Origin of the sequence: Thermomonas fusca DSM 15424 (assembly GCF_000423885.1) — a bacterium.
Lineage (GTDB): Bacteria > Pseudomonadota > Gammaproteobacteria > Xanthomonadales > Xanthomonadaceae > Thermomonas > Thermomonas fusca.
The window spans coordinates 111,410-137,240 of record NZ_AUIV01000009.1 but is presented as its reverse complement, the minus strand read 5'-3'; the positions used below and the strand labels follow the sequence as shown (position 1 = coordinate 137,240).

At 67.3% G+C, this 25,831-nt stretch carries 28 protein-coding genes; 10 read left to right on the top strand and 18 right to left on the bottom strand.

Annotated features, from left to right (window positions below):
• From G582_RS0105390 to G582_RS18165, 3 genes are all read right to left on the bottom strand, one after another.
• On the bottom strand, positions 1 to 239 hold a 239-nt coding region (locus G582_RS0105390; protein WP_028838957.1), incomplete at its 3' end, for an IS5/IS1182 family transposase.
• Positions 240 to 292: 53 nt separating this feature from the next.
• Positions 293 to 430: a prepilin-type N-terminal cleavage/methylation domain-containing protein gene (locus G582_RS17470; protein ID WP_083960987.1), complete on the bottom strand. Its 138-nt coding sequence runs from the start codon at positions 428 to 430 to the stop codon at positions 293 to 295.
• The gene (locus G582_RS18165; RefSeq protein ID WP_248642694.1) at positions 430 to 864 is read right to left on the bottom strand and encodes a GspH/FimT family pseudopilin; all 435 of its coding nucleotides are present in this window, start codon (positions 862 to 864) and stop codon (positions 430 to 432) included. Before G582_RS18165 ends, G582_RS17470 begins: the two co-directional genes overlap by 1 nt.
• Before the next feature lie 247 nt (positions 865 to 1,111).
• Between G582_RS18165 and G582_RS0105375 the strand changes: the two genes are divergently transcribed.
• The gene (locus G582_RS0105375) at positions 1,112 to 2,131 is read left to right on the top strand and encodes a sensor histidine kinase (protein WP_028838956.1); all 1,020 of its coding nucleotides are present in this window, start codon (positions 1,112 to 1,114) and stop codon (positions 2,129 to 2,131) included.
• 124 nt (positions 2,132 to 2,255) lie between these two features.
• Here the strand turns inward: G582_RS0105375 and ppnN are convergent, their stop codons facing one another.
• The 5 genes from ppnN to grxD all read right to left on the bottom strand — a co-directional run bounded on the left by ppnN (position 2,256) and on the right by grxD (position 9,009).
• Positions 2,256 to 3,665: a nucleotide 5'-monophosphate nucleosidase PpnN gene (ppnN, locus tag G582_RS0105370; RefSeq protein ID WP_051246768.1), complete on the bottom strand. Its 1,410-nt coding sequence runs from the start codon at positions 3,663 to 3,665 to the stop codon at positions 2,256 to 2,258.
• A gap of 194 nt (positions 3,666 to 3,859) precedes the next feature.
• Entirely contained in the window at positions 3,860 to 7,150 is a 3,291-nt protein-coding gene (locus G582_RS0105365; protein ID WP_028838954.1) for a TonB-dependent receptor, read from the bottom strand.
• Between the two features lie 205 nt (positions 7,151 to 7,355).
• The gene (locus G582_RS0105360) at positions 7,356 to 7,949 is read right to left on the bottom strand and encodes a YhgN family NAAT transporter (RefSeq protein WP_028838953.1); all 594 of its coding nucleotides are present in this window, start codon (positions 7,947 to 7,949) and stop codon (positions 7,356 to 7,358) included.
• Positions 7,949 to 8,683 (bottom strand): SDR family NAD(P)-dependent oxidoreductase, encoded by a 735-nt coding sequence (locus tag G582_RS0105355; RefSeq protein WP_038052995.1) that lies wholly within the window; start codon positions 8,681 to 8,683, stop codon positions 7,949 to 7,951. Before G582_RS0105355 ends, G582_RS0105360 begins: the two co-directional genes overlap by 1 nt.
• A 2-nt stretch (positions 8,684 to 8,685) precedes the next feature.
• Positions 8,686 to 9,009 carry a Grx4 family monothiol glutaredoxin gene (gene grxD, locus G582_RS0105350; RefSeq protein WP_038052992.1) on the bottom strand — a complete coding sequence of 108 codons (324 nt, stop codon included), beginning with the start codon at positions 9,007 to 9,009 and terminating at the stop codon, positions 8,686 to 8,688.
• A gap of 133 nt (positions 9,010 to 9,142) precedes the next feature.
• On the opposite strand from grxD, the gene G582_RS0105345 reads away from it, so the two are divergent.
• Entirely contained in the window at positions 9,143 to 9,721 is a 579-nt protein-coding gene (locus G582_RS0105345) for a superoxide dismutase (RefSeq protein ID WP_028838950.1), read from the top strand.
• A 117-nt stretch (positions 9,722 to 9,838) separates the two neighbouring features.
• On the opposite strand, the gene G582_RS0105340 is transcribed toward G582_RS0105345, so the two are convergent.
• Both G582_RS0105340 and purE read right to left on the bottom strand, forming a co-directional pair.
• Positions 9,839 to 10,978, bottom strand: coding sequence for a 5-(carboxyamino)imidazole ribonucleotide synthase (locus tag G582_RS0105340; protein ID WP_028838949.1), 1,140 nt, complete (start codon positions 10,976 to 10,978; stop codon positions 9,839 to 9,841).
• Positions 10,979 to 10,992: 14 nt separating this feature from the next.
• On the bottom strand, positions 10,993 to 11,499 hold the full coding sequence (gene purE / locus G582_RS0105335; RefSeq protein WP_028838948.1) for a 5-(carboxyamino)imidazole ribonucleotide mutase: 507 nt from the start codon (positions 11,497 to 11,499) through the stop codon (positions 10,993 to 10,995).
• A gap of 61 nt (positions 11,500 to 11,560) precedes the next feature.
• On the opposite strand from purE, the gene G582_RS0105330 reads away from it, so the two are divergent.
• Both G582_RS0105330 and nadC read left to right on the top strand, forming a co-directional pair.
• On the top strand, positions 11,561 to 11,830 hold the full coding sequence (locus tag G582_RS0105330) for a Trm112 family protein (protein WP_028838947.1): 270 nt from the start codon (positions 11,561 to 11,563) through the stop codon (positions 11,828 to 11,830).
• Positions 11,827 to 12,702 carry a carboxylating nicotinate-nucleotide diphosphorylase gene (gene nadC, locus G582_RS0105325; RefSeq protein ID WP_028838946.1) on the top strand — a complete coding sequence of 292 codons (876 nt, stop codon included), beginning with the start codon at positions 11,827 to 11,829 and terminating at the stop codon, positions 12,700 to 12,702. Before G582_RS0105330 ends, nadC begins: the two co-directional genes overlap by 4 nt.
• Positions 12,703 to 12,706: 4 nt before the next feature.
• Here the strand turns inward: nadC and G582_RS17160 are convergent, their stop codons facing one another.
• On the bottom strand, positions 12,707 to 13,450 hold the full coding sequence (locus tag G582_RS17160; RefSeq protein WP_169380567.1) for an FHA domain-containing protein: 744 nt from the start codon (positions 13,448 to 13,450) through the stop codon (positions 12,707 to 12,709).
• Positions 13,451 to 13,521: 71 nt separating this feature from the next.
• Here G582_RS17160 and G582_RS0105315 point away from each other — a divergent pair, with 71 nt between their 5' ends.
• Positions 13,522 to 13,857 carry a DUF3301 domain-containing protein gene (locus G582_RS0105315; protein ID WP_028838944.1) on the top strand — a complete coding sequence of 112 codons (336 nt, stop codon included), beginning with the start codon at positions 13,522 to 13,524 and terminating at the stop codon, positions 13,855 to 13,857.
• Between the two features lie 48 nt (positions 13,858 to 13,905).
• Here the strand turns inward: G582_RS0105315 and G582_RS0105310 are convergent, their stop codons facing one another.
• The 6 genes from G582_RS0105310 to G582_RS15630 all read right to left on the bottom strand — a co-directional run bounded on the left by G582_RS0105310 (position 13,906) and on the right by G582_RS15630 (position 18,763).
• Positions 13,906 to 14,373: a ClpXP protease specificity-enhancing factor gene (locus G582_RS0105310; protein ID WP_028838943.1), complete on the bottom strand. Its 468-nt coding sequence runs from the start codon at positions 14,371 to 14,373 to the stop codon at positions 13,906 to 13,908.
• Positions 14,373 to 15,008: a glutathione S-transferase N-terminal domain-containing protein gene (locus tag G582_RS0105305; RefSeq protein WP_028838942.1), complete on the bottom strand. Its 636-nt coding sequence runs from the start codon at positions 15,006 to 15,008 to the stop codon at positions 14,373 to 14,375. The genes G582_RS0105310 and G582_RS0105305 overlap by 1 nt, the downstream gene beginning before the upstream one ends.
• 116 nt (positions 15,009 to 15,124) lie before the next feature.
• Positions 15,125 to 15,868: a cytochrome c1 gene (locus G582_RS0105300; protein WP_028838941.1), complete on the bottom strand. Its 744-nt coding sequence runs from the start codon at positions 15,866 to 15,868 to the stop codon at positions 15,125 to 15,127.
• Positions 15,861 to 17,144 carry a cytochrome b gene (locus G582_RS0105295; protein WP_028838940.1) on the bottom strand — a complete coding sequence of 428 codons (1,284 nt, stop codon included), beginning with the start codon at positions 17,142 to 17,144 and terminating at the stop codon, positions 15,861 to 15,863. The genes G582_RS0105300 and G582_RS0105295 overlap by 8 nt, the downstream gene beginning before the upstream one ends.
• A gap of 3 nt (positions 17,145 to 17,147) precedes the next feature.
• Positions 17,148 to 17,747 (bottom strand): ubiquinol-cytochrome c reductase iron-sulfur subunit, encoded by a 600-nt coding sequence (gene petA / locus G582_RS0105290; protein WP_028838939.1) that lies wholly within the window; start codon positions 17,745 to 17,747, stop codon positions 17,148 to 17,150.
• A 95-nt stretch (positions 17,748 to 17,842) separates the two neighbouring features.
• Positions 17,843 to 18,763, bottom strand: a complete 921-nt coding sequence (locus G582_RS15630) for a lytic transglycosylase domain-containing protein (protein WP_051246766.1) — start codon at positions 18,761 to 18,763, stop codon at positions 17,843 to 17,845.
• A gap of 139 nt (positions 18,764 to 18,902) precedes the next feature.
• Here G582_RS15630 and miaB point away from each other — a divergent pair, with 139 nt between their 5' ends.
• Positions 18,903 to 20,336, top strand: coding sequence for a tRNA (N6-isopentenyl adenosine(37)-C2)-methylthiotransferase MiaB (gene miaB, locus G582_RS0105280; protein WP_028838938.1), 1,434 nt, complete (start codon positions 18,903 to 18,905; stop codon positions 20,334 to 20,336).
• Positions 20,337 to 20,385: 49 nt separating this feature from the next.
• On the opposite strand, the gene G582_RS0105275 is transcribed toward miaB, so the two are convergent.
• Positions 20,386 to 22,044, bottom strand: coding sequence for an amidohydrolase (locus G582_RS0105275; protein ID WP_028838937.1), 1,659 nt, complete (start codon positions 22,042 to 22,044; stop codon positions 20,386 to 20,388).
• A 114-nt stretch (positions 22,045 to 22,158) separates the two neighbouring features.
• On the opposite strand from G582_RS0105275, the gene G582_RS0105270 reads away from it, so the two are divergent.
• The 4 genes from G582_RS0105270 to G582_RS15625 all read left to right on the top strand — a co-directional run bounded on the left by G582_RS0105270 (position 22,159) and on the right by G582_RS15625 (position 25,807).
• Complete coding sequence (locus G582_RS0105270) at positions 22,159 to 23,136, top strand: PhoH family protein (RefSeq protein ID WP_028838936.1); 978 nt, start codon at positions 22,159 to 22,161, stop codon at positions 23,134 to 23,136.
• Positions 23,137 to 23,145: 9 nt separating this feature from the next.
• Positions 23,146 to 23,628, top strand: a complete 483-nt coding sequence (gene ybeY / locus G582_RS0105265; RefSeq protein ID WP_028838935.1) for an rRNA maturation RNase YbeY — start codon at positions 23,146 to 23,148, stop codon at positions 23,626 to 23,628.
• A 75-nt stretch (positions 23,629 to 23,703) separates the two neighbouring features.
• Complete coding sequence (locus G582_RS0105260) at positions 23,704 to 24,582, top strand: CorC family transporter (RefSeq protein WP_028838934.1); 879 nt, start codon at positions 23,704 to 23,706, stop codon at positions 24,580 to 24,582.
• Positions 24,569 to 25,807 carry a lipoprotein N-acyltransferase Lnb domain-containing protein gene (locus tag G582_RS15625; RefSeq protein ID WP_083960983.1) on the top strand — a complete coding sequence of 413 codons (1,239 nt, stop codon included), beginning with the start codon at positions 24,569 to 24,571 and terminating at the stop codon, positions 25,805 to 25,807. The genes G582_RS0105260 and G582_RS15625 overlap by 14 nt, the downstream gene beginning before the upstream one ends.
• The last annotated feature ends 24 nt before the right edge of the window (positions 25,808 to 25,831 follow it).

Here is a 25,831-nt window from a genome sequence, read left to right as displayed (position 1 = left end):
AAGGCCTCTTCCATCGCCGGGTCGCTGAGTGCGTACCACTGCTGCAGGAAGTGGATGCGCAGCATCGTGGCCAGCGCGTATGGCTGCCGGCCTGGACGCCCCAGCTTCGGATAGTGCGGCTCGATCAGCGACAGCAGCGCCTTCCACGGCACTACCTGCTCCATCTCCGCCAGGAACACCTCCCGCCGCGTCTGCTTGCGTTGGCCCAGATCTTCGGCGTCACCGAATGTCAGCTGCATCAGAAGTCATCCCGGAGGTGATGCCCTATTGTCGCCCACAGGTGGCGAGTTGTTCAGACTTTCCCTAGCGCCTGCATGGCGGCAACGCCCAGCAGCCCCACCGCCAGGACCATTACCGCCACCATCACCTCGATCAGGCTCATGCCTTGCGCATGGCGCGGGAGGGAAATCGGCTTCATGCGGGTTTTCATCAGCAAGCCACCTTCTTTATTGACACAACGCCACTGATCTGGACGCAGACATATCGCGTACTGCCTGCCACCGTGACCTGCAGCTGCTGTGCGTTGTCGGTCAGACCCGTCGGCCTGAACTGGATGCCGGCGGCAGGGCCACTGATTTGCACACTACCCGGCATCGGAATCTCGCGGACCATTTCCGTGGTGGCCGCATTATTCGGATCCTGCCAATACACCACCATTCGGCTCGCACTTGCCGCGCAAGCCGTGCCGGCGGCGGATGCGCACGCAGTAATGCGCTGGTTGCGCCGCACCGCTTCCGAACGCGCAAGCTGGAGCGTCGAGGTAACCTCTTCGGCCTGCCCGCGGAGGCGGCTGTTGTTGATCATCCCGGTCATGGCCGGAACAGCCACCACAGCGAGGATCCCAAGCACGGCCACCGTCACCATCAGCTCCACCAAGGTGAAACCTCGCGATCCGGCAGTTCGACAGGTGTATGGGTGTTGCAAAGTGGCATCCTCCGCTTCTTGACACATGCACGTTAGTCGCCGTCGTGATCCACAGCCAGTGATCCCCGACAGGCGGGCCCCCTCTTGGAGTGGGCGGTGGGTCAAGGGGACGCGGGCTCGCTGACCTTCGACTTCCGCGAACCCGGCCGCTAGGCTAGTTCGAGACACGCCTTTCTCCGGACTCGCCATGCCCCATCGCGAAAAGACCCCGGACGACCCCCTCGCCGCACTCTGGCGCCCACCCGCCCTGCTGGGCGTGATGCTGGGCGGGGAGGCGTTGGCGGCGATCCTTGCCCTGGCGCCGGCCCAGAGCGGCGACCGGCTGGTGCAGTTCGGGTTGGCCTCGCTGGGCATCCAGTGGGTCGCGCTGGGGACGCTGTGCGCGCTGTACCTGCTGCGCCGCCGTCTCGACAGGCTGCCCCCGATGCGGCTGGCGTGGGTCTGCCTAGGCCTGTTCCTGGCGATGAGCCTGCTGGTGTCGATGGCGGCCTGGAGCGTGCTGGCCGTGGGCGGACTCGGCGATGGTTCGCGCGGGGCGTTCGTCCTGCGGATGCTGGCGATCGCACTGGTGGTGGGGCTGATCGGCCTGGTGGGCTACCAGAACTACTGGCGTTCCCGCCGGCTTGCGGTGCGCGCGAAACAGCTGGAGTTGGAAGCCCTGCAGGCGCGGATCCGGCCCCATTTCCTGTTCAACACGCTCAATACCGGCGCGGCGCTGGTGCATGCGCGACCGGACGAGGCGGAGCGCGTGCTGCTGGATCTGGCCGACCTGTTCCGCAGCGCACTGCGCGGGCCGCAGCTGATTCCGCTGACCGAAGAGCTGGCGCTGACCCGGCGCTACCTGGAAATCGAGGCCCTGCGCTTCGGGCCCCGGCTGCAGCTGGTCTGGGATGTTCCGGTACCGCTGCCCGACGTGCAGGTGCCGTCGCTGTCGATCCAGCCCTTGGCCGAGAACGCGATCCGCCACGGCATCGAGCGCATCCCCGCCGGCGGGCGGCTGGAGGTCGGTGTCCATACTGGAGATGACGGCGGCATCGAAATCGTCATTGCCAACGACCTGCCAGCCGTCGAAAGCAGCCACAAGGGCCATGCGGTGGGACTGGCCTCGGCCCGCGAGCGCGTGCAGGCCATGACCGGCGGACGCGGCAGGATTGACGCCGCCGTGGAAAACGGCCGCTTCGTGGCGCGGATGTATCTGCCCGCGTAAGCCGCGGCCACCAAGGCAAGCCGCTTTTCCGTAGGAGCGCACCGAAAGGGCGCGATGCTCTTTGCATGATCTTGCGAAAGCGTTCGCCCTTTCAGTGCGCTCCTACGGGACGCGGGGGCGGCGGTCAGGCCACCACGCGATAGCAGGGCCTGTAGTCGCCGGCGATCTTCATCCGTCGCTGCTCGACGAATGCGCGCAGCAGCGCATCCAGCGCCTGCATGATGTCGGGATCGCCATGGATTTCGAACGGGCCGTGCGCCTCGATCCGGCGCATGCCGTCTTCCTTGACGTTGCCGGCCACGATGCCGGAAAACGCGCGACGCAGGTCAGCCGCCAACTCGTGCGGTTTGCGGCCGTGGTGCAGGTCCAGCCCCGCCATCAGTTCGTGGGTGGGCACGAACGGCTGCTGGAATTCCAGCGGCACTTCTACGCCCCAGTTGAAGAAGAACGAGTCCTTCTGCGCAATGCGCTGGTCCTTGACCTTGCGGATACCCAGGTCCATCCGCTTGGCCACCAGGGCCGGATCGGCCACGATGATTTCGTAGAGCCTGGCCGCATCATCGCCCAGGGTCAGGCGGATGAACCTGTCGATCTGCTCGAAGTACGGCGCTGCCCCGGTGGGGCCGGTGAGGATGAGCGGGAAGCGCAGATGCGCGTTCTCCTCGCGCAGCAGGATGCCGAGCAGGTACAGGATTTCCTCGGCGGTGCCCACGCCGCCCGGGAACACGATGATGCCGTGGGCCATGCGGACGAAGGCCTCCAGGCGCTTCTCGATGTCCGGCATGATCACCAGGTGGTTGACGATGGGGTTCGGCGATTCCGCCGCGATGATCCCGGGCTCGGTGATGCCGATGTAGCGGCTGCGCCGGCGACGCTGCTTGGCATGGGCGATGGTGGCGCCCTTCATCGGGCCCTTCATCGCGCCCGGGCCGCAGCCGGTGCAGATGTCGAGCCCGCGCAGGCCCAGCTCGTAGCCCACCTGCTTGGTGTACTTGTATTCCTCCTGGCCGATCGAGTGGCCGCCCCAGCACACCACCAGGTTGGGATCCGAAGGGTGCAGCACGCGCGCATTGCGCAGCAGACGGAAAACGGCATCGGTGATCGCCGGCGAGGTATTGAGTTCCTCGTCGCCGTTGAGGTCGATGGCGGTGAAGGCAATGTCGCGCACCACCGCGAACAGCAGTTCGGCCACGCCGGCGATGATGCGGTCATCGACGAAAGCCATCGCCGGCGCATTGGTCAGCTCGATGCGCACACCACGGTCCTGCTGGCGCACCTGGATGTCGAAATCGGGGTACAGCTCCTGCGCGGCACGCGGGTCGTCGGAAGCGCTGCCGGAGGTCAGCACCGCCAGCGCACAGCGGCGCAGCAGGTCGTGCAAGCCACCGGAGGAGGCATCGCGCAGGCGCGCGACTTCCTCGCGGCTGAGGACATCCAGGCCGCCGCGCGGGTAGATGTGGGTGGAGACGGTGGGGAGGGTGGGCGTGAAGGGGACGGCCGCGCCCTGCGGCAGGATATTGGTCGATTCGTTCATGCGCCCAGTCTAGCGCGCGGGTGTGCCTCCGGGCAGTGAGCGACGGGATCCGGCACAGGTCTGGCGCGAGGCCATCCGTCGCCGCATACCGGTCACAGCCGGCTGGACTTTCGCATCTTGCCGCAGGCGGCTACGGCGAAAAACAAACGGCCGGGTTGCCCCGGCCGTTTGTCGGACCTTTATCGCGACTTCGATCAGAAGTCGTAGCGGAAACCCACCTGCACCGACCACTGCGAGATGCCGTTGGTATTGCTGTCGGAATCGGTCGGGACCGCGAGGTTGCCCGGCTGACCAAACGACGTGCCGCTGCGGTAGCCGTACACGTACTTGCCGGTTGCCTTGTCGATGCCGACCAGGCTCGCGGCGGCCTGGTTGCCATTGAAGCCCCAATCCAGGATGTGGCCCCAATCCTTGTTCAGCAGATTACCGACGTTCTGGATATCAACCCAGACCTTGGACTTGTGGCCCTTGAAGAAGCCCGGCAACTCCTGGCTGATCCGCAGGTCGAAGGTATTGATCCAGCCAGCGCGGAAGGCGTTCTCCGACGCATAGGTGCCGCGGTAGCCTGCCAGTTCAGGCTTGCTTTCCAGCCACTCCCAGAACGCGTTTTCCATCGCCGCATTGGGCGTGAACACGCCCGCATTGGTGACGGAGCCAAACAGCACGTCCCCCCGACCCGACGGCACGTAGAACAGGTCGTTGAAAGTGCGGCCGTCGCCGTTGGCGTCGCCCGAGAAGATATAGCTGAACGGACGGCCGCTACGACCTTCGTAGAACAGGCCGACCTGGGTCTGGTAGTCGCCGAAGAAAGCATGCTTCCAGTTCAGCGCGCCGGAGAAGCGGTCCTTGATCTCGTAGCGGGCGGTGCTGGACAGTTCTTCATTGGTGGTGAAGTTGTACTGGCCACCGAAACCGGAGCTCGCGGTCGAGCTCGTCAGTGCCCCCACTTCCGTGGTGTTGGTGTAGGTGTAGCCCAACATCCAGGACCAGTCGCTGCCGGCGCTCCACGGCTTGTTGAGCGAGACCGTCAGCTGCTGGCTCTTGCCCTTGTTGGTGTTCTCCAGCAGGAAGACATCACCGAAGTAGCTGTTGCGGCCAAAACGCCCATTGTTGGTGTTGGAGAAACTGTAGATGGTCGGGTTCCAGAACAGCGTGCGGCCATCGGCGCCACGGAAGCCCGGGCCGAGGTTCAGGCTCTTGTAGAACAGGCCATTCTTGACGTCGGTCAACAGCACTTCGGCCGACGCGACGATGCCGTACCACGGCGTCTCGTGATCGATCGCGAGGTTGGCCTTCCACACGGACGGCAGCTCGAAATCCTTGGCGATCACGTTGACGTTGCGCACCGCCGCGCCCGGGGTGGTGGGCACGTTCTGGTTGAAACCATCCGGGCTGAACTTGACCGTCTGCCAAGCGGTCAGGTTCTGGTAGCTGCTGTAGTTCATGCCGGTGGACTGGAACGCATTGCTCACCCACACGGTCGGCGAATCGCCCTGGAACAGGCCCACGCCACCGCGCAGCTGGGTCGGGCGCTCGGTGTTCATGGTGTAGTTGAAGCCGAAGCGGGGCTGGATGATGAAATCACCCTTGTAGGTATTGGTGTTGTCAAGGCCGAAGCCGCCGGTGTGTCCGGTGCCGCACTGGGCGACGTTGGCAGCGCCCGGCGCAGCAGCGAAGCACGCGTTGAACGGCGGATTGTGATCCGTGCTCGGACGATCGGCACGGAGGCCGAAGGTCAGCGTCAAGTTCGGGCTGGCGTACCAGGTGTCCTGCAGGAACAGGCTCAGGTTGCGGTTCTTGAAGACCGCCGGAATCGCTTCCGGGTTCGCCTTGTTGGTGTTCAAGTCGTAGTCGAAGTATTCGCCGCGACGGAAGGCGTCCAGGCCGTAGAAGCTGTAGTTGCCCCAGGCATCCTGCAGGAAGAAGTTGTAGATCTTGTTGTCGCTGTACTCGAAGCCGCCCTTGATGTCATGGTCGCCCAAGGTCAGGGTGCCCGAACCGAAGTAGTTCCAGGTCTCGGTGAGCAGGGTATTGCCCATCGAGCTGCGCTCGGTGCCCATGCGGATGGCATCGCCGGCGGTGATCTGGTTGCTCGGGTTGCCGTCATCGAAATAGATCGTGATCAGCGGCGCGGTGGTCGGGGTGACGCGGATCGCGGAGTAATCGCGGAACGACACCTTGAACTCGGTGGAGAAGTTCTCGGTCCAGTCACTGAACAGCTGGCCGACGTAGCTCTCCACCGACTTGACGTGATTGAACCACGACGAGCTCAGCACCAGCTGCGATGCGCTAGTACCGTCGGCGCGCACGCGGACCTGATCAAGGTTGCTGTAGCGGAAGCTGGCGCGATGATCGTCGTTGATGTTCCAGTCCAGCTTCAGCGCGTACTCTTCCAGCTCGGTGTTCGAAGTCGCACCTTCGTAGCCACCGGCGCTGATGCCGTAGCCGTTGGCGATGCTGATGGCCTCGGCGACGTCGCTGGCATCGAAATCGGCATTGGGGTTGAACAACGGGCTGTTGCTCAGGTCCGGACCCGGCTTGGTGCGGGTGAACTTCTCATAGTTGGCGAAGAAGAACAGCTTGTCCTTGACGATCGGGCCACCAAGCGTCACGCCCCAGGTTTCTTCCTTGTCGAACTCGCCGAATTTGGCCCGGGTCAGCGGGTGCTTGCCGAACCAGTCGGCATCGCGCATGTAGCCGTACAGCGCGCCGTGGAATTCGTTGGTGCCCGACTTGGTGACCGCATTGATGTTGGCACCGGCGGCGCCGGCGATGGTCACGTCATAGCTGGACAGGTCGATGTCCAGCGCCTCGATGGCTTCCATCGACACCGGCTGGCGCTGGGTCGGCATGTTGTTGCCTTCCAGGCCGAAGGTATCGCTCGCGGAGACGCCGTCGATGGTGACCTTGTTGAAGCGCGGGTTCTGGCCACCGGCGCTGATGCTGCCCGACGCACGATCGGTGAAGGCAACGCGCGGGTCAAGGCGCATGAAGTCCTGGATATTGCCACCCATCGAGGGCAGTGCCTTCAGCGTGGTCTGGTCGACTGCAGTCCCCGACCCCATCTTGGTTGCCGAAAACACGGATACGCCACCGGAAACGCCGACCACCTGCACCGCGCCCAGATTGGTCACGCCGGTGTTGAGTTCCGCGTTGACCGTGCTGACCTGGTTCAGGGTCAGGTACACGTTTTCTTCCGTCTTCGCCCCCTCGCCCGCCTTGGAGACGGTGATGGTGTACGGACCGCCCACGCGCAGGCCGCGGGCGTTGTAGCGGCCGCTGGCATCGGTGGTGGCGCGACTGACCGTGCCCGACTCGACGTGGGTGATGATGACTTCGGCGCCAGCCACCGGCTGGCCGCCCGCGCCGACCACCTGGCCGCCGACGCCGGCGGAGGTGCTCTGGGCGAAAACGGGAGCCGCAGCGAGCGCGACCATCAGGCCCAGCGACAGCTTGGACAGCCGGGCGCGGTTCGGATGCTTCATGGGATAACCTCTGAGGATTGAGAAAAAACGACGAGCTGTGAACGGGCGGATGCCGGCATGCCCGTCCTGCGACGATTGTCGGCATTTTCTTGGGGCTCCCGCGGCCATACGGCTCCGCACGGGATTACCAAAGTTTAACACGGTAGCCGGGGCGGATGACCGCGCCATGACAGGCGCGTGACGCCCGTCACCTGCTGGGGGAAGCTCAGGCGGCAACGCGCAGGTACGAGGCGATGCCGTCCAGCAGCATCTGCACGGAAATGGCCACGATCACCATGCCCATCAGCCGTTCGACCGCGGTCAGCACGCGCGTGCCCAGCAGCTTCTTGAGCCAGGTGGCGGAGAACAGGATCGCCGCGGTGGCGCCCCAGGCCAGCACCAGCGCCAGCATCCAGTCGCCCATGCGGTCGGGCTCCTGGCTGCCCAGCAGCATCACTGCCGCCATGCCGGAGGGGCCGGCGATCATCGGGATGGCCAGCGGGACGATGAAGGGCTCGCCACCGGGCACCTCGCCCATCACCCCGTCGGCGGTGGGGAAGATCATCCGCAGGCCGATCAGGAACAGCACGATGCCGCCGGCAATCGACACCGATTCCTGCCGCAGGTGCATCACCTCCAGCGCGTACTGGCCGCCCCAGAGGAAGAGCATCAGCACCACCAGCGCGATCAGCAGCTCGCGCGCCAGCACCTTGCGCTGGCGCGCCGGCGGCAGGTCCTTGAGCACGCTCAGGAACACCGGGATGTTGCCCAGCGGGTCGAGGATGAAGAACAGCAGCAGGGCGGCGGCGGCGATGGTCATCAGGGGTTGCTCGTGCGGATCGTGCCGCGCCAGGCGGCGCCGGCGGGCGACAGCATCTCCACGCAGGCGGCGGCGTAATCCGCGGCCGGGCGCGCCTTGAGGTCGGCATTGGCCTGGTAGGCCTTGGCCCTCAGGTTGGTGCGCATCGGGCCGGGCTGCAGGCCGCTGACGCGCGGGCCGTGCTCACCCAGTTCTGCCTGCAGCATGCGGATCAGCGCCGCCTGCCCGGCCTGGGCGATACCGTAGCCGCCCCAGAACGCGCTGCCGCTGCGGATCGGGTCGTCCAGCACGAACACCGCCGCGCCGGCATCGGATTTCGCCAGCAGCGGCAGGCAGGCCTGGGTCAGCCACCAGCGCGCGGTCAGGTCGACGTGGATGGCGCGGGCGAAGTTGGCCGGGTCGGTATGCGCCAGCGGCGTCAGGCCCTTGAACTCGGCGGCGCAGTGCAGCAGGCCGTCAAGGCGACCGAACGCGCCGTCGATGGCCTGGCCCAGCTGGTCGAAGTCGTCGGGCGAAGCGCCTTCAAGATCCAGCGGGTACAGGATCGGTTCCGGCCCCGCCGCTTTCACCGCGTCATACAGCCGGTTGAGCGGCGCCAGCTTGCGTCCCAGCAGCACCAGCGTGGCGCCGGCCTGTGCGCACGCCAGCGCTGCCGCCGAACCCAGGCCGCCAGCCGCGCCCGCGACCAGCACGATGCGCCCGGCGAGTGCCTGGTCTTGCGAAGCGTCCGCCATGCTCAGGCCTTCCGCGCGTCGGCAACCAGCCGCGCCAGTTCGCCGGACTCGGCCAGCTCCACGGTGATGTCGCAGCCGCCGATGAGCTCCCCATTGATGAACAGCTGCGGGAAGGTTGGCCAGTCGGAGAAGCGCGGCAGGTTGGCGCGGATCTCGGGTTCTTCCAGCACGTTGACGGTGTGCAGGTCGGTGGCACCCGCGGCCTTCAGCGCCTGCACCGCGCGGCTGGAAAAACCGCACATCGGGAACAGCGCGGTGCCCTTCATGAACAGCACGATGGGATGGGCTTCAAGCTCGGCGCGGATGCGCTCTTCCACGGACGACATTGGCAAAACTCCTGCAACGGTGTGGCCCGCCCGCTTCACCGCGCGGGAACGGACGAGGGGGATACAATTGCGGATTGTAATTGTTCGCGCGGCCCGCGCCGCACCCCTACCGCCATCCCACCAGGAGCCTACCGTGGCCATCGAACTGCCCGCCCTGCCCTACGACCGCACTGCGCTCGAGCCGCACATCTCCGCCGAGACGATCGACTTCCACTACGGCAAGCACCACCAGGCCTACGTGACCAACCTCAACAACATGATCGCCGGCACCGAGTTCGCCGACATGTCGCTGGAGGAGATCATCCGCAAGTCGCAGGGCGGCATGTTCAACAACGCCGCGCAGGTGTGGAACCACACGTTCTACTGGAACTGCCTGAAGCCGGCTGGCGGCGGCGCACCGGAAGGCAAGCTGGCCGACGCCATCAACGCCGCCTTCGGCAGCTTCGAGGCGTTCAAGGAAGCCTTCACCAAGACCGCCATCGGCACCTTCGGCTCCGGCTGGGCGTGGCTGGTGCAGCGTCCGGACGGCGCGCTGGCGCTGGTGAGCACGCCGAACGCGGCCACCCCGCTGACCGGCGAGGACACTCCGCTGCTGACCTGCGATGTGTGGGAACACGCCTACTACATCGACTACCGCAACGCCCGCCCGAAGTACGTGGAAGCGTTCTGGAACCTGGTGAACTGGGACTTCGCCGCTGCGCAGATGAAGTAAGCCGAACAACTGCGCGACACGAAAACGGCCGGAGCGATCCGGCCGTTTTTCGTTTGCCCATTCTTCGTACCGGGCTGCTGCGGCGACCGCGAACGCCGGTCGCGGCTGAAGCCGCTCCTACGACAGCCTGTCGATGACCGGGGTCACCTGCGACTGGCGGCCCAACGCCTCGCCGACACGGCGCAGCGCTTCGGCAAGTTCGCGCGGGGACTCCCCGCGCAGCGTCGCATGCCCCACCTTGCGCCCCTCGCGCGGCGCCTTGCCGTAGTCGTGCCAGTGGCCGCCCGCTTCGCGCAGCACCGGCTGCGGGTCCGGCATCTGGCCCAGCCAGTTGAGCATGCAGGCGTGGCCGACCATGCGGGTATCGCCCAGCGGCATCCCCAGCACCGCCCGCAGGTGGTTCTGGAACTGGCTGGTTTCGCTGCCCTCGATGGTCCAGTGCCCGGAGTTGTGCACGCGCGGGGCCATTTCGTTGGCAAGCAACTCGCCATCACGGCAGAACAGCTCCAGCGCGAACACGCCCACGTAGTCGAGCGCTTCCGCCAACCTGCGGGCATGGGAAAGCGCGGTGTCACGCAATGCGTCATCCACCTGTGCCGGCGCGAGGCTGGCCGACAGCACGCCATCGACGTGCCAGTTCTCGGTCAGCGGCCAGGCACGGAACTCGCCGTCGCGACCACGCACCGCAACCACAGAGAGTTCGCGCTGGAAGGCGACGAACCCCTCGAGGATCAGCCCGACTTTCGCCGCCTGCGCGCCCAGCGCATCCCACGCGGCATCCACATCGCCCGGCGCCTTGATCCGGAACTGGCCCTTGCCGTCATATCCCAGCCGACGGGTCTTGAGGATGCACGGGGTGCCGATCTGCGCCACCGCCGCTTGCAACTGCTCGCGGGTATCGATGGGAGCAAACGGGGGCACCGGGATGCCCTGTTCGCGGAACAGGGTTTTCTCGGCCAGCCGGTCCTGTGCGGTGGCCAGCGCGCGCGGATTCGGGAACACCGGCACCCGCGCGGTCAACCACTCCGCGGAGGCCGCCGGCACGTTCTCGAAATCGAAGGTCGCCACGTCCACGCGGGCGGCGAATTCGGCCAGCGCGGCGGGATCGGTGTAGTCGCCCACCACCATCGGTGCGAACTGGCCGGCGCAGGCGTCGGCCACCGTATCCAGCACCAGGAAGCGCAGCCCCAGCGGCGCGCCGGACAGCGCCATCATCCGCGCCAGCTGGCCGCCGCCGAGGATGCCGACGGTGGTCATCGTGCGTGGCTCGCTCATTGGCGCGGATCGTCGTGGGCCACGACGTCTTCGGTCTGCTTGGCGCGGAACGCAGCCAGCGCATCGGCGATCCGCGGATGGTCGCTGGCCAGCATCGCCGCCGCGAACAGCGCCGCATTGGCCGCACCGGCATTGCCGATGGCGAAGGTCGCCACCGGGATGCCGGCAGGCATCTGCACGATCGACAGCAGCGAATCCATGCCGTTCAACGCCTTGCTCTGCACCGGCACGCCCAGCACCGGCACGGCGGTCTTGGACGCCAGCATGCCCGGCAGATGCGCGGCCCCGCCGGCGCCAGCGATGATCGCGCGCAGGCCGCGGGCGGCGGCGCTGTCGGCATAGGAGAACAGCACATCGGGCGTGCGGTGCGCGGACACCACCCGCACCTCGTGCGGCACGCCCAGCGCCTCCAGCCGCAAGGCGGCGTGTTGCATCGTCTCCCAGTCGGAGCGCGATCCCATGACGAGGCCGACCAGCGGTGCGGCGTTGTTGGCTGCGGACATGCACTATCCCCGGTCGCTAAAGACGTATTCTAACGGCCCCTGTTTCCCGTTGCCTCTGCCGATGGATCGCAAGCTGCTCGACATCCTGGTCTGCCCCGCCACCCGCCAGCCGGTTGCACTGCTGGACGCGGCCGGACTGGACGCCCTCAACCGCGCCATCGCCGCCGGCAGCGTGCAGCGTGGCGACGGCAGCGCGCAGGCGCAGCCGCTGCGCGCCGGACTGCTGACCCGCGACCGCAAGACGGTGTACCGCATCGACGACGGCATCCCGGTGCTGCTGGCCGAGGAAGCCCTGGCCACCGCGCAGGTGCCGGACTTCCCGGCGGCATGAGCGCGCCGCGTTACCCACCGCCGCCGGCGGACGTGGTTGCCGCGGACGTGGCGGCAGCCCTGGCCGAGGACATCGGCCCGGGCGATGCCACCGCATCCCTGCTGGACGACGCGCCCGATAGCGCCTACCTGCTGTGCAAGGAGGACTGCGTGGTGGCTGGTCGGCCGTGGTTCGATGCCTGCCACCGCGCGCTGGACCCGGGCGTGCGCATCGCGTGGCGCTGCGACGAAGGCGACCGCATCGCCAAGGGCACGGTCATCGCCACCCTGGTAGGCCGCAATCGCGCGCTGGTCAGCGCCGAGCGCGCCTCGCTGAACTTCCTGCAGACGCTCAGCGGCACCGCCACCATCACCGCCCGCTACGTGGATGCCGTCCACGGCACCGGCGCGGCGATCCTGGATACGCGCAAGACCCTGCCTGGCCTGCGCATGGCGCAGAAGTACGCGGTGCGCGTGGGCGGCGGGAACAACCACCGGCTGGCCCTGTTCGACGCGGTGATGCTGAAGGAAAACCACATCCGCGCGTTCGGCTCGGTGGCCGCGGCCATCGCCCGCGCACGCACGCTGCACCCGTCGTTGCCGCTGATCGTGGAAGTGGAAACGCTGGAGCAGCTGCACGAAGCGCTGGCCACCGGTTGCACGCGGGTGCTGATCGATGATTTCGACGCCGACACCCGGCGCGAAGCTGTGCGCATCGCCAAGGGCGCGCCCTACCTCGGCCGGATTCCGCTGGAAGTCTCCGGCGGGGTGGACCTGGCCGGCCTTCGCGGCATCGCCGAGGACGGCGTGGACTGCATTTCGGTGGGCGCGCTGACCAAGCACGTCCACGCGATCGATTTCTCGCTCAAGCTGGGCCCGCCGCCCGCGGGCTGATGCTTCAGCGCAACAACCAGTAGGCCACGCCAGCCAGCGCCAAAACCGCCGCCACCAGCAGTGGCCAGCGGCTGGGCGCCGCCACGCCTTCGGACTTCACGCGCACCGGCTGGCCCGGCACCAGCAACTGGAACCGCTGGGTGTCGAAGCGGATCTCGTCGCCGTGCACGGCCTGGGCGCTGGTGATGCGCTTGCCGTTGAGCCACGTCCCGTTCGCCGAACCCAGGTCTTCCACCAGCACTTCATCGCCGGCCGGCGTCAGCCGCGCGTGCAGGCGGGAAATGCTGTCGAGCGGAATCCGCAGCCCAGCTTCCTCGGCGCGGCCGATGGTCAGGGTGGTCTGCAGTGGCAAGCTGCGCCCGAAGAACTCGCCGGACAGCCCACGCAGGGCGAACTTCGGCAGCACCGGCCGCACCATCGTGGCATTGGCGTCGACGCGATCGGCGCCGCGCGCACCGGCACTCTCGCCCGACGCATCGACCAGCCGGATACGGCTCCCGGCGAGCCCAAGCATGTCGCCGGCGCGCAGGGCGATCAGGCCCGCCACCGGACGTTCGTTCACCTGCACCTGGATACCGCCCGGCACGCGCATCTGCACACCCTGGGCACCGACCTGCAGCTCGCAGTGGATGGGCTCCACGCCGTCCGCGGCGAGCACCACATCCGACTCGGGCGCCGAACCCAGCCTGTACACGCGATTGTCCAGCAGCATTTGCGGGCGGTCGCCGTCGGGGAACACCAGTTTCATCATCATTCGGAACTCTGTCTCATCGATGGAGGGCGCTTGCGCTTGCGGCCGGGTGCCAGCACATTAGAGTGATGCCGACCTTGCTAATTCTAATGATCGTGGGCGTCACGGCCTTCTTCATGTTCACCGCGGCGCGTGCCGCCGCCGAGCGTGCCGGCGAGATCAGCCGCGACGCCTGCGATGCTGCCGGCGTGCAGTGGCTGGACCAGTCGGTGCACGCCAACGGCTTGCGCCTGCGCCGAAAGGACGACGGTTGGATGGGCCTGGAGCGCAGTTTCCGCTTTGAATATTCGGAAGACGGCCAGAACCGGCACATTGGCCGCGTGGTGTTGCTGGGTGGCAAGCTGGTGGGCTTCAGCGGACCGACGCGGGCAGCACAAGCGGTGGTCCGCGGCTTCAACCCCTAGCATCCGCCGAGCGGCGGGAGACGGTTGCGCCGTGGTTCGGCTGCGCGGCTATTTGACGATGCGCAGGTGGGCGCCCCGCTTGGGGGGATCCGTGTCCGGCGGCGTGTCGGCGGTATCGGCCGGAACGGCGGGCACGACGTCCGCGCCGGCATCCATGTCGACACCGCTCGCCTCGCCTGCATGCAGGTCGGGCGGAAGCGCCATCCCCTGTCCGGTTTCGCGCGCATAGACGGCGATCACCGCGGCCATCGGCACCACCACCGACTGGCTCACCCCGCCGAATCGGGCGGAAAAGCGCAGCGCATCGTTGTCCATTTCCAGCCGCGTCACCGCCCGATCGGCGATGTTGAGGACGACCTGGCCATCCTTCACCGTGTGCGGCGGCACCCGCACCCCGGGCATCCGCGCGTCCACCAGCACGTGCGGGGTCATGCCGTTGTCGGCGATCCACTCGTACAGCGCGCGCAGCAGGTACGGGCGCTGGCTGGACATCGGCGGCAGGACCGGCTCCCCCATCAGAGGACGAGCTCGCGCAGGTTCTTTTCCTGGTCGGTGAGGCTGCGCACGAAACCCGGGTTGCGGAAGATGCGGTTGCCGTATTCCTCGATCACCTTGCCGTCCTTCGGCAGCGCCACGCCCAGCGCTTCCAGCCGCCAGATGATTGGCGCCATCGCGCAGTCGGCCAGACTCATTTCACCGTTGAGGAAGAACTTGTAGGCCTTGAACAGCGGCACCGACTGCGCCAGCAGCTCCTTCAGGCGCTTGCGCCCGGCTTCCGCCTGTTGCTTGTTGCCAAGCTGGATGGCCTGCACCTGCGGCACCCAGTCGTGCTCGATGCGCAGCATGGCCAGGCGCAGGCGCGCGCGGGCCAGCGGCTCCACCGGCATCAGCGGCGGATGCGGGTAGCGCTCATCGAGGTATTCACTCACCACGCTCGCCGCGTACAGGACCAGGTCGCGTTCGACCAGGGTCGGCACCGAGTGGTAGGGATTCAGGTCGATCAGGTCCTCGGGCGGACTCTGCGGATCGACGGCAATCAGGTCGTAGGTGACGCCCTTGGCCGCCAGCACCAGCCGCACGCGGTGGCAAAGGACATCGTCGACTGCAGAAAACAGGGTCAAGGCATTACGCATGCGTGGACTCACAGCCATCATCAGGACCACTCCCGCGCCCGGCGACTGCCGGACGCACCTGCGCCGCCCGCACGATGCGGGCGGCAGTCAAGCTTCGTTCCCCATGGGGCGTCCTGCCATCGGCAGCCGTCCCGTCAGTGAACGTCCCGCCAGTATTCGTGCTTCAGCAGCCACGCAACGAAGGCGAACAACACCAGGAACAGGATCGCCCACACGCCCACGTTCTGCCGCTTCAGCGCTACCGGCTCGCCCACGTATTCGAGGAAGGCGGTGATATCGCGCGCCGTACGGTCGAACTGCTCGGCGCTCTCGCGGCCGGGCTGGCTGATGGTGAAGCCTTCGACCGGCATTTCGCCGGTGGCGTCCTTCTTGCCGTACACCGGCTGCTGCACGCCCTGCAGTTCCCACAGCGGGTTCGGCATGGAGGCATTCGGGAACAGGGTATTGTTCCAGCCCACCGGGCGGGTCTCGTCCACGTAGAACGACTTCAGGTAGGTGTAGACCCAGTCGCTGGTCCGCACGCGGGCAACCAGGCTGAGGTCCGGCGGCGCCTTGCCGAACGCGGCCACGCCCATTTCCGGGGTCATCGCGGAGATGACGTGGTCGCCGATCTTGCCGCCGCTGAAGTTGAGGTTGGCCATCACGTCCTCTTCGGACAGGCCCAGGTCCTCGGCGATGCGCGCGTAGCGGATGTACTTCAGCGAATGGCAGCCGCCGCAGTAGTTCATGTACAGGGCGGCACCCCGCTGCAGCGAGGCCTTGTCGTTCAGGTCGACGCCGGACTGCTGCAGGTTGCCGCCGACATTGGCGAGCGCCACGGTGCTGAGCAGGAGGCCGGCAGCGAACACCGCCGTGCGGGTCAGGAAGTTCTTAGTCATGCATCGTCACCCGGTCAGGCACCGGCTTGGTCTTGTCCAGCTTGGACCAGACCGGCATGGTGATGAAGAAAGCGAAGTAGAGGAAGGTCAATATGCGGCCGATGATGGCTTCGACCGGGTCGGTACCCGGGCCGGCGCCGATCTTGGCCAGCCACAGGAAGCTGACCGCGAACATCAGCAGCATGCTCCAGCTGATCCAGCCGCGGTAGCGGTAGGACTTGACCGGCGAACGGTCCAGCCACGGCAGCAGGAACAGCATCACGATGGCGCCGAACATCACCAGCACGCCCCACAGCTTGATGCCGAAGAACGACGGCACCACCCGCAGCATCGCGTAGTAGGGGGTGAAGTACCACACCGGCTTGATGTGGGTCGGCGTCACCAGCGGATTGGCTTCGATGAAGTTGTCGTGCTCGAGGAACCAACCGCCGAAGGTCGGCGCGAAGAAGATCACGAACGCGGCGATGATCAGGAAGCAGCCGATGTAGAACAGGTCCTTCACCGTGTAGTACGGGTGGAAGGGGATGCCATCGGTGGGCGCCTTCTCGGACCAGCGGTTGCCCTTCGGGCCCTTCTTGATCTCGACGCCGTCGGGGTTGTTGGAGCCCACTTCGTGCAGGGCGAAGATGTGCAGTACCACCAGCAGCAGCAGCACCAGCGGCATCGCGATCACGTGCAGGGCGAAGAAGCGGTTCAGCGTCGCGTCGCCCGGGTTGTAGTCGCCCATGATCCATTCGGTCAGGCCGCCGCCGATCACCGGGATCGCGCCGAACAGCGAGATGATCACCTTGGCGCCCCAGTAGGACATCTGGCCCCACGGCAGCACGTAGCCCATGAAGGCTTCAGCCATCAGCACCAGGTAGATCACCATGCCCAACAGCCAGACCAGCTCGCGCGGCTTGCGGTAGCTGCCGTACATCAGCCCGCGGAACATGTGCAGGTAGATGACGATGAAGAACAGCGAGGCGCCGGTGCTGTGCATGTAGCGGATCAGCCAGCCCCACTCCACGTCGCGCATGATGTATTCGACCGAGCCGAAGGCTTCCGCCGCGCTCGGCTTGAAATGCATCGTCAGGAAGATGCCGGTCAGGATCTGGTTGACCAGCACCACCATCGACAGCACGCCGAAGATGTACCAGATGTTGAAGTTCTTCGGAGCGTAGTACTCCGACATGTGCTTGCGGTAGGCCGGCATCATGCCGGGGGCGCGCTCGTTGACCCAGTCCATCACGCCGTTGGCGGCGTTGCAGGCGGTCTGCACGATCTTGTTCGTCATGGCTTACGCGGCTCCCTTCGGATCAACACCGATGACCAGGGTGCTGTCGTTTTCGAAGTGATAGGGCGGCACCGGCAGGTTGGCCGGCGCCGGCTGCGACTTGTACACGCGACCGGCGAGGTCGTAGCGCGACTTGTGGCAGGGGCAGAAATAGCCGCCCTTCCAATCCGGATCGAACGGCTGCGGCTTGACCTCGGCATGCAGCTCGGGGGCGCAGCCCAGATGGGTGCAGACGCCCACCAGCACCAGGATTTCCGGCTTGATCGAACGCCATTCGTTCTTGGCGTACTCGGGCTGCTGGTCGGCGTTGTTCGACTTCGGGTCGGCGACCAGCGCATCCATCTGCGGCAGGATGTCCAGCATCGCCTTGGAGCGACGCGCGATGAAGATCGGCTGGCCGCGCCAGTTGATGACCAGCTGCTGGCCTTCCTCAAGCGCGCCGATGTCCTGGGACACGGGCGCACCCGCGAAGCGCGCGCGCGCGCTGGGACTCCACGACTTGATGAACGGCACCGCCGCAAAGCCGGCGCCCACCGCTCCCACCACCGCGGTCGTCGCGGTGAGGAACCGGCGTCGACCGGTGTTGACCTCTTCGTTGGCCATCCCGCACTCCGAAAGAAAATTGCACGAAAACACGCTGCGGCTGGTCGGCGCGAACGCTGGCCGGACGCAAAAGACAGGGAAGTGTAACGGAACGCTTAACGAGCCGACAATCCGCCGCGCAGCGGAGACGCCACCGGATTGAGCACGCCGCGATAACGTTCGGCCAGCACGCCCACCCGCTGGACGTAGCGCTGGGTCTCGCTGTAGGGCGGCACTCCACCGTACTTGTCCACCGCACCCTCGCCGGCGTTGTAGCCCGCCGCGGCCAGGGTCAGGTTGCCGTTGAAGCGCTTCAGCAGCCAGGCCAGGTAGCGCACGCCGCCGCGGATGTTCTGGGTGGCATCGAAGGCGTTGGCTACCCCGAAACGGCTGGCGGTGGCCGGCATCAGCTGCATCAGCCCCTGCGCCCCGACCCGCGACAGCGCTCTGGGGTTGAACGCGGATTCGGCATGGATGATGGCGCGCACCACGGCCTCGTCCACCCCGTGTTCGCGCGCGGCGGCGCGGATCTCGTCCTGATAGGCGACGGTATTGAGCCGCAGGGTGCGGAAGTTCATCCCGGGCATCGCGCCGCAGGCGTAGCACTTCTCGATATAGCTGTAACTGATGGTGCGCACCGACGCCGTCGGCAGGCCGGCAGGCCGCACGCTGGTGTAGTTGCGCACGCCGGCAGCATCCACGAACGAATACACCTGCCCGCGCACCACCCGCGGTGCGGCAGGCGTGGAGGCGGATGCTTTCTTCGCGACCGTGACCGGCGCGGCGGCCGCTGTCGCCACGACCATCGGCTGGACCACGGCAGGCTGGGGGGCCACCGGCTGCGGCGCGATCCGCGGCTTCGGCGCACGGCCGGCGCGGTAACTGCCCACCAACTTGCATTGGGCGCCCGGCAACCGCTTGCTGACGTAGCTGTCGACGCCGTCGCGGCCGGCGCACTTGTAGATCCCGCCGGCAAACGCAGGCAGAGGCAGCGCAAACAGCGCGCACAGCAGCAGAGAAACGAGCCTTCCCCTCATGGGCGGCAAGTCTCCGCGCATCGGCGCAAGTTGGCAAGTCCATGATTTTAAATGGCTCTCGTTCAGATGGCGTGACCTGCCGGTAGAATTGCCTCCCCATTACCGGCCCGGATTCCCCGCCGCGCCCCGGACACCCGCCATGACCGATCTGCATCCGCTGCCCTCGCCGCCCGCCGCCCGCCCCGCGCGTCCGGGGGCGAAAAAGCTGTTCATCCAGACCCACGGCTGCCAGATGAACGAGTACGACTCCGCCCGCATGGCCGACGTGCTGCACGCCGAAGAAGGCATGGAACTGACCACGAACGCCGAAGAAGCCGACGTGATCCTGATCAATACCTGCTCGATTCGCGAAAAAGCGCAGGAAAAGGTGTTCAGCCAGCTGGGCCGCTGGAAAGGCCTGAAGCGCGGTGACCGGCCGGTCCTCATCGGCGTCGGCGGTTGCGTGGCGTCGCAGGAAGGCGCAGCGATCCTCGATCGCGCCCCCTACGTGGACCTGGTGTTCGGCCCGCAGACCCTGCACCGGCTGCCGGAATTGCTGCGCGGGCGCCGCGAATCCGGCCAGCCGCAGGTGGACGTCAGCTTCCCGGAAATCGAGAAATTCGACCGCCTGCCCGAGCCACGCGCAGACGGCCCCACCGCCTTCGTTTCGATCATGGAAGGCTGCAGCAAGTACTGCTCATACTGCGTGGTGCCCTATACCCGCGGCGAGGAGATCAGCCGCCCGTTCGAGTCGGTGCTGACCGAAGTGGCCGAACTGGCGGCGCAGGGCGTGCGCGAGATCAACCTGCTGGGCCAGAACGTCAACGCCTACCGCGGCCCGTTGGGGGATGGCGGCGCGTGCGAGGACCTTGGCCCGAGCGAAAATGTGCAATATGCCGACCTCGGCCTGCTGATCCGCGCCATTGCCGAAATCGACGGCATCGGCCGCATCCGCTTCACCACCTCGCACCCGCTGGAGTTCGGTGATTCGCTGATCGAGGCCTACCGCGACGTCCCCAAGCTGGCCAATTACCTGCACCTGCCGGTGCAGGCCGGCAGCGACCGCATCCTGTCGGCGATGAAGCGTGGCTACACCGCGCTGGAGTTCAAGCAGAAGATCCGCAAGCTGCGCGCGGTGCGGCCGGACATTTCGGTCTCCTCGGACTTCATCGTCGGCTTCCCCGGCGAGACCGCGGCGGATTTCGACAAGACCATGAAGTTGATCGAGGACGTGGGCTTCGACCAGAGCTTCTCCTTCATCTATTCGCGCCGCCCGGGCACGCCCGCGGCCGACCTCGAGGACACCACCAGCAGCGAGGAAAAGCACGCCCGCCTGGACCGCCTGCAGAAGCACATCAGCGCGCACGCGGCGACCATCTCGCAGGCGATGGTAGGCACCGTGCAAGCGGTGCTGGTGGAAGGCCCGTCGCGCAAGGACCCGAACGAACTGACCGGCAAGACCGAGAACATGCGCTCGGTGAACTTTGCCGCGCCGAAGCGGCTGATCGGTCAGTTCGTGGACGTGCTCATCACCGAAGCACTGACCAATTCGCTGCGCGGCAGGGTGCTGACGGGCGAAGCCGCTTCACTGTAGGAGCGGCTTCAGCCGCGACCGCTACGTCCGGTCGGGCCTGAAGGCCCTCCTACAAGGGGGCTTCGTACACCGGCTTGCCGTCCACATAGGTCGCCTTGACCGTCAGCGTGCGCAAGGCCGCTTCCGGCACCGCCAGCGGGTCTTCGACCAAGACCACGAAATCGGCGCGCTTGCCGGCGGCGAGGCTGCCGACTTCCGCTTCCGCGAATCCGGCGTAGGCAGCTTCGAGGGTGAAGCCGCGCAATGCTTCGAACGCGGTCAGCTTCTCGTCCGGATACCAGCCACCCGCCGGCAATCCGTTCGCATCAGCGCGGCTGACCGCGGCGTACAGGCCCAGCCGCGGATCCACCGATTCCACCGGGAAGTCCGAGCCCAGCGCCAGATGGGTGCCGGCATCGCGCAGCTGGCGCCACGCATAGGCGCCGACGATGCGCTGCGGCCCCACCCGCTCTTCCGCCCACGGCATGTCGCTGGTGGCGTGGGTGGGCTGCATCGAAGCGATGACGTGCAGTTGCGCCAGCCGCGGCAGGTCCTCGTGCGAGAGGATCTGCGCGTGCTCGATACGCCAGCGGTGGTCACCGGCGGCACCCTTGCCCAGCTCGCGGGCGTAGGCATCCAGCGCGATCCGGTTGCCGCGGTCGCCGATGGCATGGGTAGCCACCTGCACGCCGCAGCGGTGCGCCTTGGCCACCGCGGCAGCCACCTGCTCGGGCGACATCACCAGCAGGCCCCGGTTGCCGTGGTCGTCGCTGTAGTCGGATAGCATCGCCGCGCCGCGGCTGCCCAGCGCGCCATCGGCGTACAGCTTGACCGCGCGCATCTGCAGGCGGCCGGATGGGTGCCGGTAAAGGCCGTTGGCGCACAGGGATTCCAGCGCGGCGGCATTGCCGTCGGCCATCGCATAGACGCGCAGCGGCAGCTGGCCGCGGTCGGCCAGGCGCTGGTAGCGCTGCAGTTCCACCAGCGGGATGCCGGCGTCGTGCATGCCGGTCAGGCCGTGCTCGACCGCCGCCCGCATGCCCAGCGCCAGCGCCTTTTCGGCGGTGGCTTCGCTGGCGGCGGGCTGGGCGGCGTCGACCAGCGCCATCGCGTTGTCGATGAACACGCCGGTGGGCTGCCCCTTGCCGTCGCGGCGGATGCTGCCGCCATCCGGCTGCCAGTCGCCGGACAGGTCGCGCTTCACCGCGCGCATCGCGGCGCTGTTGGCCCAGCCGGCGTGGCCGTCGATGCGCGACAGCCAGACCGGGCGCTCGGGGAATGCTGCATCCAGATCGGCGGCGGTCGGGAACGCTTTCTCCGGCCAGTCGTTCTGGTCCCAGCCGCGGCCGATCAGCCATTCGCCGGGCTTCAGTTCCTTTTCCTTGGCCCGCAGCCGCTCCACGATCTCGGCCTTGCTGGCGGTGTCAACCAGGTCGGCGGTCAGCATCGCCCAGCCCAGCCCGGACATGTGGCCATGTGCGTCGATCAGGCCGGGCACCACGGTGGCGCTGCCCACGTCGAGCCGCTTCGCACCAGGATGGCGCGCCAGAACTTCCTTGGCATCGCCGACGTCGAGCACCTTCCCCGACGCATCGAAGGCCATCGCCTGCACCTGCGGGCGCGCGGCGTCCATGGTGTGGATGCGGCTGGCGGTGAGCACGGTGACATCGGCGGCCCACAGCGGTGTGGCCGCCAGCGCCAGCAGCACGGCACAGGTGAGTTTGCGCATCTTGATTCCCGGGTAAAAACAGTCCTGCAACAATGCGGCAAGCCGCCGGCGCGAGGCAAGCCGCGCTGCCGCAACGTGGCGGGCGGGCGCCGGTCGCGCTACCCTGCCCGGTCTATGCCACATCGCGAATTCAGCCTCGAGCCTGACGACATCGAGCGTCTGGCCAACCTGAGCGGGCCGTTCGACGCCCACCTGCGCCTGATCGAGCTGCGCCTTGGCGTTGCCATCGCCAATCGCGGCGGCGTGTTCCGCATTGAAGCGGACGATGCCGACGCCGCCGCGCGCGCTGAATCGTTCCTGCGCCAGCTCTACGAGGACGCCGCGGACGAGCCGCTTGACGAACACGCCGTGCACCTGCGGCTGGGCGCGTTCGCGGGTGACGAACCCGCACCCGCGGCCCCCGCAAGCCAGACGCCGGAAGACATCGCGGTGCGGGTCAAGCGCGGCACCCTGCGCGGGCGCGGCGCCAACCAGCGCAGGTACCTGCACGAAATCGCCAGCCATGACATCAACTTCGGCATCGGCCCGGCCGGCACCGGCAAGACCTTCCTCGCCGTGGCGATGGCGGTGGATGCGCTCAACCAGTCGCGGGTGCAGCGGCTGATCCTGGTGCGGCCGGCGGTGGAGGCCGGCGAGAAGCTCGGCTTCCTGCCCGGCGACCTGACCCAGAAGGTCGACCCCTATCTGCGCCCGCTGTACGACGCCCTCTACGAAATGCTGGGGGTGGAAAAGGTGGCGCGGCTGCTGGAGCGCAACGTCATCGAGATCGCGCCGCTGGCCTACATGCGCGGACGCACCCTGAACGATGCCTTCGTGATCCTCGACGAGGCGCAGAACACCAGCATCGAGCAGATGAAGATGTTCCTGACCCGGCTGGGCTTCGGCAGCACCGCGGTCATCACCGGCGACCTGACCCAGATCGACCTGCCCAAGCACCAGAAATCCGGCCTCAAGGACGCGGTGGAGGTGCTGCGCGGCGTCGAGGGGGTGAGCTTCACTTTCTTCGAGGCGCGCGACGTGGTTCGGCACCCGCTGGTGGCGCGCATCGTCAACGCCTACGAGGCGCGCGATGCCGGCAACGGACAGGCGTAGGATGCGCCCATGACCAAGGGCCCGATCCGTCTCGATGTCGCCGTCGGCTATGCCGCGCCGCGCGCCGGCGTGCCTGCCGCGGTGAGCTTCCGCAAATGGGTGGCGGCTGCGCTGGAAGGCCGCATCCGCGAGGCCGACCTGGCCATCCGCATCGTCGACGAAAAGGAAGGCCGCGCGCTCAACCACCACTATCGCGGCAAGGATTACGCCACCAACGTGCTCAGCTTCCCGGCGGAGCTGCCGGAAGGCCTGCCGAAAGGCGTCAGGCTGCCGCTGCTGGGCGATCTGGTGCTGTGCGCGCCGGTGGTGGCCCGCGAAGCACAGGAACAACGCAAGCCGCTGGGCGCGCATTACGCCCACCTGACCGTACACGGCTGCCTGCACCTGCTGGGTTGGGACCACGAGGACGCGCAGGAAGCCGAGGCGATGGAGCAACTGGAGCGCGAGATCCTGGCCGGCCTGGGCCTGCCCGATCCCTACCTCGACGCCTGAAACGCACCGTTCCTGCCGCTTCCACGCGGATTCGCTAGACTCCCCACCGTTGCAACCACGAGGCCCCCACGCCCCATGTCCGAGGACGACAGTCGGCTCCCGGCCGACTCTGAAGAAAAACCCGCCGAAAAACCGCACCGGTCCTGGCTGGAGCGCATCAGTGCGGCGCTGTCCGGCGAGCCGACCAGCCGCGAGGACCTGATCGAGTTGCTGCGCGACGTGCAGGCCGATGGCCTGATCGGCCCCGATACCCTGCGGATGATGGAAGGCGCAGTGAACATCGCCGACATGACCGTGGGCGACGTGATGGTGTCGCGCTCTCAGATGGTGGCGCTGCCGGCGGACGGCAAGTTCCTCGACCTGATGAGTCAGGTGGTGGAATCCGGCCACTCGCGCTTCCCGGTGCACGGCGAGGACAAGGACGAGATCCTCGGCATCCTGCTGGCCAAGGATCTGCTGCGCGGGGTAGTGACCGACAACGGCCCTGCCAGCATCCACGAGCTGCTGCGCCCGGTGGTGCTGATTCCGGAATCCAAGAACCTCAACGTGCTGCTGCGCGAGTTCCGCCAGTCGCGCAACCACATGGCCATCGTGATCGACGAATACGGCGGCGTGGCCGGGCTGGTCACCATCGAGGACGTGCTGGAGCAGATCGTCGGCGACATCGACGACGAGCACGACGATGCCGCCGACGAGGGCGTATTGATCGCGGCGCAGGCCGACGGCCAGTTCGTGGTCGATGCGCTGACCCCGATCGACGATTTCAACGAGCGTTTCGGCGCCGACTTCGCCGAGGACGAGTACGACACCATCGGCGGCCTGCTCACCGCCGCCATCGGCCACCTGCCGGAAGCCGGCGAGGAGCTGACCCTCGGCCGCTTCACATTCCGGGTGGCCCGCGCCGACGCGCGCCGGCTGCTGGCGCTGCACGTGGGCGTGCATGCGGAACCGTAGCGTGACCGCTCCCGCGATGGCGGGATCGGCGCACCTGAGGATGGGGATCGCCAGGCTGCTGTTGGCCGCCGTTCTTTTCGCCTGCCTTGCCGGCAACGCACTGGCGCAGACGCCCCCTACCCCGCGCATCGGCGTGGTGACGATGGGTCCCGGCGATATCTTCTGGGAGCGTTTCGGCCACGACGCCATCGTGGTCGACGACCCCGCGCAGCCCGGACCGGTCAGCTACAACTTCGGCTTCTTCGACCTGCAGGAGGACGGCTTCGCCCAACGCTTCGCCAAAGGCGAGATGCGCTATCTGCTGGTGGCGCTGCCGCTGGAAGAAGACTTGGCCTATTACCGCGAGGTCGGCCGCGGCGCGAGCCTGCAATGGCTGGATCTCGAGCCCGCACAGGCGCGCCGGCTGGCCGCCGACCTGGCCGAGAACGCCAGGCCCGAGAACGCGCGCTACCGCTACGATTACTACACCGACAACTGCGCCACCCGCGTGCGCGACGCACTCGACCGTGCGCTGGACGGACGCCTGCGCAGGCAGCTGGAAGGGCGCTCCAGCGGCGACACCTACCGCAGCGAATCGCTGCGGCTGGCCGCGCCGGCGCCGTTGATGTGGCTGGGTTTCGACATCGCCATCGGGCCGTTCGGCGACCGCGCGCTGACCCGCTGGGAGCAAGGCTTCCTGCCGCGCCGACTGGCCGACGACCTACGCAAGGTGACCCGCGCCGACGGCCGCCCGCTGGTGGCGGCAGAAATCGAGCTGTTGCCGCAGGGGCAGACCGCCGAACCGGTCGAACAGGCCCTGCCGCTGTGGCCGTGGCTGCTGGTGGGCGCGAGTCTGGCGCTGCTCGTGTTGGGCCTCGGGCGGCGCTACCCGCGCACGCTGGCGGGACTGGCCGGCGGGTTCTGGCTGCTGTGCGGATTGCTTGGCGCGGTGCTGGCGCTGAGCTGGGCGTTTACCGAACACCGCGCGCTGTGGGCCAACCGCAACCTGCTGCTGATGAACCCGCTGTGCCTGCTGCTGCTGCCGGGGGCCTGGGCGCTGCTGCGCGGGCGCCTGCCTTCGCCGCGCTTCCGCGCGCTGCTGCTGGCGGTGGCGGTGCTGGCGGCACTGGCCTGCCTGCCGCTGTGGCTGCAGGCGGTGCCACAGCGCAACGGCCACTGGATCGCCCTGCTGCTGCCGCTGCATCTGGCGTTCGCACGGCTGTGGTCGCGTCTTGTCCGCGCTTGATGGCCCGGATCCGCGCAGGCAGGA

Excerpts from the sequence above, each read along its gene's own strand:
- G582_RS0105330 (WP_028838947.1), top strand. The coding sequence starts at position 11,561 with ATGGATCGCAAGCTGCTCGACATCCTGGTCTGCCCCGCCACCCGCCAG.
- G582_RS0105260 (WP_028838934.1), top strand. The coding sequence starts at position 23,704 with ATGTCCGAGGACGACAGTCGGCTCCCGGCCGACTCTGAAGAAAAACCC.
- G582_RS0105340 (WP_028838949.1), bottom strand. The coding sequence starts at position 10,978 with ATGACCACCGTCGGCATCCTCGGCGGCGGCCAGCTGGCGCGGATGATG.
- purE (WP_028838948.1), bottom strand. The coding sequence starts at position 11,499 with ATGTCCGCAGCCAACAACGCCGCACCGCTGGTCGGCCTCGTCATGGGA.
- G582_RS0105375 (WP_028838956.1), top strand. The coding sequence starts at position 1,112 with ATGCCCCATCGCGAAAAGACCCCGGACGACCCCCTCGCCGCACTCTGG.
- G582_RS0105295 (WP_028838940.1), bottom strand. The coding sequence starts at position 17,144 with ATGACGAACAAGATCGTGCAGACCGCCTGCAACGCCGCCAACGGCGTG.
- G582_RS0105275 (WP_028838937.1), bottom strand. The coding sequence starts at position 22,044 with ATGCGCAAACTCACCTGTGCCGTGCTGCTGGCGCTGGCGGCCACACCG.
- G582_RS0105315 (WP_028838944.1), top strand. The coding sequence starts at position 13,522 with ATGCCGACCTTGCTAATTCTAATGATCGTGGGCGTCACGGCCTTCTTC.
- G582_RS0105270 (WP_028838936.1), top strand. The coding sequence starts at position 22,159 with ATGCCACATCGCGAATTCAGCCTCGAGCCTGACGACATCGAGCGTCTG.
- ybeY (WP_028838935.1), top strand. The coding sequence starts at position 23,146 with ATGACCAAGGGCCCGATCCGTCTCGATGTCGCCGTCGGCTATGCCGCG.
- G582_RS0105355 (WP_038052995.1), bottom strand. The coding sequence starts at position 8,683 with ATGGCGGACGCTTCGCAAGACCAGGCACTCGCCGGGCGCATCGTGCTG.
- G582_RS18165 (WP_248642694.1), bottom strand. The coding sequence starts at position 864 with ATGGTGACGGTGGCCGTGCTTGGGATCCTCGCTGTGGTGGCTGTTCCG.
- G582_RS17160 (WP_169380567.1), bottom strand. The coding sequence starts at position 13,450 with ATGAAACTGGTGTTCCCCGACGGCGACCGCCCGCAAATGCTGCTGGAC.
- G582_RS17470 (WP_083960987.1), bottom strand. The coding sequence starts at position 430 with ATGAAAACCCGCATGAAGCCGATTTCCCTCCCGCGCCATGCGCAAGGC.
- ppnN (WP_051246768.1), bottom strand. The coding sequence starts at position 3,665 with ATGAACGAATCGACCAATATCCTGCCGCAGGGCGCGGCCGTCCCCTTC.
- G582_RS0105365 (WP_028838954.1), bottom strand. The coding sequence starts at position 7,150 with ATGAAGCATCCGAACCGCGCCCGGCTGTCCAAGCTGTCGCTGGGCCTG.
- G582_RS0105300 (WP_028838941.1), bottom strand. The coding sequence starts at position 15,868 with ATGACTAAGAACTTCCTGACCCGCACGGCGGTGTTCGCTGCCGGCCTC.
- G582_RS15625 (WP_083960983.1), top strand. The coding sequence starts at position 24,569 with ATGCGGAACCGTAGCGTGACCGCTCCCGCGATGGCGGGATCGGCGCAC.
- nadC (WP_028838946.1), top strand. The coding sequence starts at position 11,827 with ATGAGCGCGCCGCGTTACCCACCGCCGCCGGCGGACGTGGTTGCCGCG.
- G582_RS0105310 (WP_028838943.1), bottom strand. The coding sequence starts at position 14,373 with ATGGGGGAGCCGGTCCTGCCGCCGATGTCCAGCCAGCGCCCGTACCTG.
- G582_RS0105305 (WP_028838942.1), bottom strand. The coding sequence starts at position 15,008 with ATGGCTGTGAGTCCACGCATGCGTAATGCCTTGACCCTGTTTTCTGCA.
- G582_RS15630 (WP_051246766.1), bottom strand. The coding sequence starts at position 18,763 with ATGAGGGGAAGGCTCGTTTCTCTGCTGCTGTGCGCGCTGTTTGCGCTG.
- grxD (WP_038052992.1), bottom strand. The coding sequence starts at position 9,009 with ATGTCGTCCGTGGAAGAGCGCATCCGCGCCGAGCTTGAAGCCCATCCC.
- miaB (WP_028838938.1), top strand. The coding sequence starts at position 18,903 with ATGACCGATCTGCATCCGCTGCCCTCGCCGCCCGCCGCCCGCCCCGCG.
- G582_RS0105360 (WP_028838953.1), bottom strand. The coding sequence starts at position 7,949 with ATGACCATCGCCGCCGCCGCCCTGCTGCTGTTCTTCATCCTCGACCCG.
- petA (WP_028838939.1), bottom strand. The coding sequence starts at position 17,747 with ATGGCCAACGAAGAGGTCAACACCGGTCGACGCCGGTTCCTCACCGCG.